At 71.1% G+C, this 6,375-nt stretch carries 7 protein-coding genes and 1 tRNA gene; 6 read left to right on the forward strand and 2 right to left on the reverse strand.

Going from position 1 to position 6,375, the window contains the following annotated elements:
* Nucleotides 1–27: 27 nt before the first annotated feature.
* Complete coding sequence (locus ACIOD2_RS50260; protein ID WP_400553239.1) at nt 28–474, forward strand: nitroreductase family deazaflavin-dependent oxidoreductase; 447 nt, start codon at nt 28–30, stop codon at nt 472–474.
* 7 nt (nt 475–481) lie between these two features.
* On the opposite strand, the gene ACIOD2_RS50265 is transcribed toward ACIOD2_RS50260, so the two are convergent.
* Nucleotides 482–1,120, reverse strand: coding sequence for a maleylpyruvate isomerase family mycothiol-dependent enzyme (locus ACIOD2_RS50265; RefSeq protein ID WP_400553240.1), 639 nt, complete (start codon nt 1,118–1,120; stop codon nt 482–484).
* Between the two features lie 88 nt (nt 1,121–1,208).
* On the opposite strand from ACIOD2_RS50265, the gene ACIOD2_RS50270 reads away from it, so the two are divergent.
* Nucleotides 1,209–1,388 (forward strand): hypothetical protein, encoded by a 180-nt coding sequence (locus ACIOD2_RS50270; RefSeq protein ID WP_323326193.1) that lies wholly within the window; start codon nt 1,209–1,211, stop codon nt 1,386–1,388.
* A 4-nt stretch (nt 1,389–1,392) separates the two neighbouring features.
* On the opposite strand, the gene ACIOD2_RS50275 is transcribed toward ACIOD2_RS50270, so the two are convergent.
* Nucleotides 1,393–2,172: a cellulose-binding domain-containing protein gene (locus tag ACIOD2_RS50275; protein WP_400553241.1), complete on the reverse strand. Its 780-nt coding sequence runs from the start codon at nt 2,170–2,172 to the stop codon at nt 1,393–1,395.
* Nucleotides 2,173–2,320: 148 nt separating this feature from the next.
* On the opposite strand from ACIOD2_RS50275, the gene ACIOD2_RS50280 reads away from it, so the two are divergent.
* The 4 genes from ACIOD2_RS50280 to ACIOD2_RS50295 all read left to right on the forward strand — a co-directional run bounded on the left by ACIOD2_RS50280 (nt 2,321) and on the right by ACIOD2_RS50295 (nt 6,241).
* On the forward strand, nt 2,321–3,268 hold the full coding sequence (locus tag ACIOD2_RS50280; RefSeq protein ID WP_400553242.1) for an NmrA/HSCARG family protein: 948 nt from the start codon (nt 2,321–2,323) through the stop codon (nt 3,266–3,268).
* An 11-nt stretch (nt 3,269–3,279) separates the two neighbouring features.
* A complete protein-coding gene (locus tag ACIOD2_RS50285) occupies nt 3,280–4,350 on the forward strand; it encodes an LLM class flavin-dependent oxidoreductase (protein WP_400553244.1) in 1,071 nt (356 codons plus the stop codon).
* 28 nt (nt 4,351–4,378) lie between these two features.
* Nucleotides 4,379–6,076, forward strand: coding sequence for a BTAD domain-containing putative transcriptional regulator (locus ACIOD2_RS50290; RefSeq protein WP_400553243.1), 1,698 nt, complete (start codon nt 4,379–4,381; stop codon nt 6,074–6,076).
* 81 nt (nt 6,077–6,157) lie between these two features.
* Nucleotides 6,158–6,241 (forward strand) — tRNA-Leu (locus ACIOD2_RS50295).
* Nucleotides 6,242–6,375 lie beyond the last annotated feature (134 nt).

Consider the following 6,375-nt stretch of genomic DNA (forward strand, 5'->3'; position numbering starts at 1 on the left):
CGTACGAGTTGGTGTATCGTCGAAGGCATGACGACAGCGCAGAACTACCGGCGGATGGTCAACGCCGGGAACAAACTGGTGGTCGGGCTCCAGCTGCTCGGCCTCGCCTTCGGCCCGATGCAGCTGCTCACGGTCGCGGGGCGCCGCACGGGCGTCCCGCGCACCTTTCCCATCGCCGTCATCCCGCAGGACGGCGAGCGCTACATCATCCAGGCCTACCCGAAGGCGGCCTGGGTGGCGAACGTGCGGGCGGCGGACACGGTCACCCTCACCCGAGGCCGCCGTGCGGCGACCGCCCGGCTGGTCGAGGTCCCGGTACCGGAACGCGGCCCGATCCTGCGCAAACTGGTGGCGACGAGCCCCGCGAGCGTCGGAAACCGCTACGTGACAACAGGTCTGGCGGAAGCGCCGACCCCGGACGCGGTAGCCGACGCGGCCGGCCGCATCGCGATCTTCCGCATCGAACCGGCCTGACCTCGGGTCAGGCGTGAACGCCGCAGCGAGCCGAAAGCTGGTCCACGCCGGGCCCGGCCAGCTCCTCGAGCACCGCGCCCCGGCCGGTCATCGCCAGCACCAGCGCGAGCAGCGGGCCGCGCACCTCGGGCCCGCTGCCGGTCGACCAGTCCGTGTCGCTCGCCCGCAGCGTCAGGCCGGCGATCCGCTTCTTCGCGCCGATCAGCAGGTTGGACCGGCGGTAGAACTCGGCGACCTCGACCAGCGTCGCGGTCGGGAACGCGCGCTCCAGCCCGAGCGGGCGGCGGATGTCGGTGCCGTGCACGACGATCTCGCCGAGCCACGAGTCCGCCGGGCCCGGCGGCCCGGTGGTGGCGCTCGCGTGCGCTCGCAGCTGCGCGAGCGTGGCCTCCGGGCCGTCCGCGGTTTCGCGCGCGACGTTCTTCGCGGCCATCGCCCCGAACCGGAACCCGGACCCGGCCAGCCGCCCGAAGAACGTGACCGGTGTCAGCTTCGCCGTCGCGACGACGTGGCCGAGTACCTCGTGGACCGTCCACCCGCGACACAGCGACGGCGTCGACCACGCGGCCTCGGGCACGCCCGCGAGGTCGTCGGCGAGCGCGGCGCGTTCCCGGTGGATCTCCGGCCAAGGGCTGGCGTCCGGCATCGGGCCTCCTTCGGGTGATCCTCGTGCAGGCAGGTCGTCCGGGTGCACGGAAGCGTTACAGGCCGTTCCCCGTGGGTACCTCGCCCTCATGGCACGTGAACAGGACGACGACGAGCGCACAGCCGGCCGGGCCGAGCTGCTGCCCGAGGAACAGGCCGTCGAGAGCGACGACCCCGAAGCCCAGGCCCGCGAGGTCCTGCGCGACTCCGACCGCCGGTCCGAAGACCCGGAACCGGCGATGCGGCGCCGTCCCGAAGAGACGACCTGAGGAGTCAGCCGGCGTCGCAGGCGGCGCCGTTGAGCGTGAACGCGCCGGGCGCGGGGTTGCCGCCGCGGATCGAGCCGTTGAACCCGGTGGTGACGGTCGCGCCGGGCGCGAGGGTCGTGTTCCACTCCGCGGCCGTCACCGTGACGCGGCCGCCGCTCTGGTCGTAGTCGCCGTCCCAGCCGTGGGTGACCCGCTGCCCGGCCGCGAACGTCCAGCTCAGCGTCCACGGCGAGAAGGCCTTGCCGCCCTTGTTGGTGACGGTGACGGCCGCGGTGAAGCCGTCGTCCCACTGGTCCTGCACGGTGAACCGCACCGAACAGGGCGCCGGGGGAGCGGCCGCACTGGACGGCGTCGGCGTCGTGGTCTTCGCCGGGGTGCTGGTCTGCCTGCCGGCCATGACGGTCGGGATCGGCGTCGGGCTCGGCGGGGCTTTCGCGCTGACGGACGGGCTCGGCGTGGTCGCGGGCAGCAGCGGCATCAGCGCGGGTGACGCCTCCCGCCCGGGTGAGCCGGTGGTGGTCACGAGGATGACGACGACGCTGCCGAGCACGACCACGGCCCCGCAGATCGCGCTGGCCCACCGGATCCGCGTCCCGGCCCGCTGCTGCGCGGCGGCGGCTTCCCGGGCCCGTTGCTCGATGCGCTCTTCGGGCGACATCGCCTCGGGAACCGGCGGCCGCGGTGGCAGGGAACCGCCGGTGAGCGGCCGTGCGGTGGCGCCGGTCTCTCTCAACAGCTCGTCGACGGTGATCTCGTCGTCGTCTCGCCGGGCGCGGCGCGCCATCCAGAACCTCCCGTTCGTGCCCGGCGAATCCTAGGAATCGGAGTGGGTCTTGTAAACCGCGTGCACGCGGCGTGCACAAGTCGCCAACACCGCGGCGGTTACCTGGGTCCTGACCGGATGTCCCGGTCACCGAACCAGGGGAGAACCCATGTCCGAGCAGAAGATCATCGCCGTCGTCGGCGCCACCGGCCAGCAGGGCGGCGGCCTCGCCCGCGCCATCCTCGACGACCCCGCCGGCCGTTTCGCGCTGCGGGCCATCACCCGCCGTGCCGACTCCGAAGCCGCGCGGGCCCTCGCCGCCCGCGGCGCCGAGGTCGTGACCGCGGACCTCGACGACGAAGAAAGCCTGGTGAAGGCGCTGCAGGGCGCGTACGGCGCCTACTTCGTCAGCGCGTTCTGGGAGTACAACGACGTCGAGCGCGAGCAGAAGCAGGCGCGGGCGATGGCCGCGGCTGCCAAGTCCGCGGGCCTGCAGCACGTCATCTGGTCGACGCTGCCCGACACCCGCCTGCACCTGCGGCTCGACGACGACCGCGTGCCGACCCTGAACGGGCGCTACAAGGTCCCGCACTTCGACGGCAAGGCCGAGGCCGACGCGTTCTTCGTCGACGCGGGCGTGCCGACCACGTTCCTGTCCACGACGTTCTACTTCGAGTCCTTCCTCGACTTCTTCCGCCCGGTCCGCGACGACGACGGCGTCCTCGCGCTGCACCTGCCGATGGGCGACCGCAAGCTGCCCGCGATCGCGGCCGAGGACATCGGCCGCACCGCGTTCGGCGTCTTCGAGCGCGGCCCCGAGCTCGTCGGCCGGACGATCAGCATCTCCGGCGAGAACCTGTCCGGGCAGGAGTACGCGGCGGCGTTCGCCAAGGAGCTCGGCCAGGACGTCGCCTACCGGCCGGTCACCGTCGAAGCCGTGCGCGCGCAGGGGTTCCCGGGCGCCGACGACCTGGCCAACATGTTCTTCTACTACGCCGAGTACGAGTCCGTCTTCGCCGGCGCGCGCGACCCGGAAGCCGTGCGCGAGCTGAACCCGCGGCTGCAGGACTTCGGCACCTGGCTGGCCGCGCACCACGACGCTTTCAAGGGCCTGTGATGAGTGCCGGGATGCAGTTCGGGATCTTCGGGGTCGGCGACATCGCCGCCGACCCCGCCACCGGCCGCGCGCCGACCGAGCACGAGCGGATCAAGCGGATGGTCGAGACGGCCGTCCGGGCCGAAGAAGCCGGCCTCGACGTCTACGCGACGGGGGAGCACCACAACCCGCCGTTCGTGCCGTCCTCGCCGACCACGCTGCTGGGGTTCGTCGCGGCGCGCACCAGCCGGATCGTGCTCTCGACGTCCACGACGCTGATCACCACGAACGACCCGGTGAAGATCGCCGAGGACTACGCGATGCTGCAGCACCTCGCGGACGGCCGGCTCGACCTCATGCTCGGGCGCGGCAACACCGGCCCGGTGTACCCGTGGTTCGGCAAGGACATCCGCGACGGCATCGCGCTGGCCGTCGAGAACTACGCGTTGCTGCGGCGGTTGTGGCGCGAAGACGTCGTGGATTGGTCGGGCAAGTTCCGGTCTCCGCTGCAGGGCTTCACCTCGACCCCACGTCCGCTGGACGGCGTGCCGCCGTTCGTCTGGCACGGGTCGATCCGCAGCCCGCAGATCGCCGAGCAGGCGGCCTTCTACGGCGACGGGTTCTTCCACAACAACATCTTCTGGCCGGTCGAGCACACCCGGCGGATGATCGGGCTCTACCGCGAGCGCTTCGAGCACCACGGCCACGGCCCGGCCGACACGGCGATCGTCGGCCTCGGCGGCCAGACGTTCCTGCGGCGCCGCTCCCAGGACGCGATCGCCGAGTTCCGCCCGTACTTCGACCACTCGCCGATCTACGGCGGCGGCCCGTCGCTGGAGGAGACGATGGACCAGACGCCACTGGCCGTGGGCAGCCCGGAGCAGGTGATCGACCGGACGATGCGCTTCCGCGAGGACTTCGGCGACTACCAGCGCCAGCTGTTCAACGTCGACGGCATGGGCCTGCCGCACGAGACGGCGCTGGAGCAGATCGACCTGCTCGGCGCCGACGTCGTCCCGGTGCTGCGCAAGGAGTTCGCACGCGGCCGCCCCGCGCACGTCCCGGACGCGCCGACGCACCGGTCGCTCACCGCGGCGGAATAGTCACCCGCCGCCCGCGGTTGCGCTGAGCGTGACCGAATCGGTGCGGTTCGAGGTGCTGGGCCCGGTAAGGGCGTGGCGTGGCGACGTCGAGCTCGAGCTGGGCCCGCCCCAGCAGCGCGCGGCGCTGGCGGTCCTGCTGCTGCAGGGCGGCACGTCGCTCTCGCCGGCCCAACTGGTCGAAGCCCTCTGGGCCGGCGCAGAACCGAGGGCGGCGACGGGCATGGTCCGCTCGTACATCTCCCGCCTGCGCCACGCCCTGGAGCCGGACACCCCGATCAAGTCCATCAGCGGCGGCTACGCCATGGTCACGCCGGCCCTGGACCTGACGGAGTTCCAGCACCTGCTGGCCGCCGGCGACGCTCGGTCGTTGCGTGCCGCCCTAGCCCTATGGCACGGCACCCCGTTGTCGGGCGTCAACGGCTTCGAAGCCGAGCGCGTCCGCCTGGAGCAACTGCGCCTGAAAGCGATCGAAGACCTCGCCGCGGCCGACATCGAAGCAGGCAGGCACGTCGAAGCCACAGCCGCGCTGTCCGACCTGATCGCCGAGCAGCCCCTGCGCGAACGCCCGCGCGAGCTGCAGATGCTGGCGCTGTACCGCTCCGGCCGGCAAGCCGAAGCCCTGGACGTCTTCACACACATCCAGCGCCTCCTGGAGGACGAACTGGGCCTATACCCAGGCCCCGAGCTACGCGAAATGCAACGCCGCATCCTGTCCTCGGACCCGACCTTGGCCGCGACGATCACCCGCCCCACGCAGCTTCCCCCAGAACTCCCGGAGTTCGCCGGCCGTTCCGAAGAACTGGCCGACCTGTCCGACGCCCTGACCCGCCCAGGCGTCCCGGTGATCGCCTTGGAAGGCCTGGCAGGAATCGGCAAGACGACCCTCGCGATCCAGCTGGGCCACCAAATCGCCCGGTCATTCCCGGACGGCCAGCTGTTCACCGACCTGGCCACTTCACCGGACCCCCTGGCCGAGCTGCTGCGAGGAATCGGCGTCACAGACCCACCGCCGTCCCCAAGCGAGCGCGCAGCCCTATGGCGAACCCGCACCACAGGCCGCCGCCTACTACTGGTCCTGGACGATGCCCAAGACGCCGACCAGATCCGCCCCCTGCTCCCCGGAGCCGGAGGATCGGCAGTGGTGATCACGGCCCGCCAGCGCCTGTACGGCCTCCCGTACGCCCACTGGCAGAAGCTGGTCGGCCTAACCCCTCCAGAGTCCCTGACGTTGCTGGAACGCCTGATCGGCCCCCGAACCGCTCTGGATCTGTCGGCAACCCAAGAACTGATCCGCCGCACAGCAGGCTTACCCCAGGTCCTGCAGGCAGTGGGAGCCCGAGTGGCCTCCCGCCCCGACTGGACGATGACGCAGGCCCTGCAGCGGCTGGGCCGCCCAGCCCCAGGCTCGCCGATCACGCCCCCGGAGTGCTGGGCAATAGAGAAGCCGTACGAGTCGGCGCTGGCCCAGCTGTCCCCGGCCCAGTCCCACGCGTTCAGCGCCCTCTCCCACCTGAACACACCGACCATCCAACTCTCCCAAGCCGCAGCGGCGTTGAACCTCCCGCTACCGGACACCGCGGCCCTACTGGAGTCCCTGGTAGACGCCCACCTACTGGAACCGGCAGGCCCGGACACCTACAGCTACCAGGAGCCCCTGCAAGCATTCGCCCGAAGCCGACCAGGCCAGAAGAACTGGATCGATACAGCAGAGCGCCAAAACGCATGATCATCCCAGCCACCCCAAGCCTCCCGATCCAGACCCCCCTGACGACCCCCGCAGGGCGGCCGTATACTCTTTCTTCAGCAGGTCCGAGTGGCGGAATGGCAGACGCGCTAGCTTGAGGTGCTAGTGCCCTTAACGGGCGTGGGGGTTCAAGTCCCCCCTCGGACACAAATACGTGGGAGATCTCCCAAACCGCAGAGTAACTGGCCCGCCACGGCGGGTCTTTCTCGCGTTCAGTCTCAGTACCTCTCGGCTACGCTGATCATGAACGCGCCCTCCCTTCGCGCAGCTCGAAGGGGAGG

This window comes from Amycolatopsis sp. NPDC088138 (genome assembly GCF_044741685.1).
GTDB lineage: Bacteria > Actinomycetota > Actinomycetes > Mycobacteriales > Pseudonocardiaceae > Amycolatopsis.

Excerpts from the sequence above, each read along its gene's own strand:
- ACIOD2_RS50260 (WP_400553239.1), top strand. The coding sequence starts at position 28 with ATGACGACAGCGCAGAACTACCGGCGGATGGTCAACGCCGGGAACAAA.
- ACIOD2_RS50265 (WP_400553240.1), bottom strand. The coding sequence starts at position 1,120 with ATGCCGGACGCCAGCCCTTGGCCGGAGATCCACCGGGAACGCGCCGCG.
- ACIOD2_RS50270 (WP_323326193.1), top strand. The coding sequence starts at position 1,209 with ATGGCACGTGAACAGGACGACGACGAGCGCACAGCCGGCCGGGCCGAG.
- ACIOD2_RS50275 (WP_400553241.1), bottom strand. The coding sequence starts at position 2,172 with ATGGCGCGCCGCGCCCGGCGAGACGACGACGAGATCACCGTCGACGAG.
- ACIOD2_RS50280 (WP_400553242.1), top strand. The coding sequence starts at position 2,321 with ATGTCCGAGCAGAAGATCATCGCCGTCGTCGGCGCCACCGGCCAGCAG.
- ACIOD2_RS50285 (WP_400553244.1), top strand. The coding sequence starts at position 3,280 with ATGCAGTTCGGGATCTTCGGGGTCGGCGACATCGCCGCCGACCCCGCC.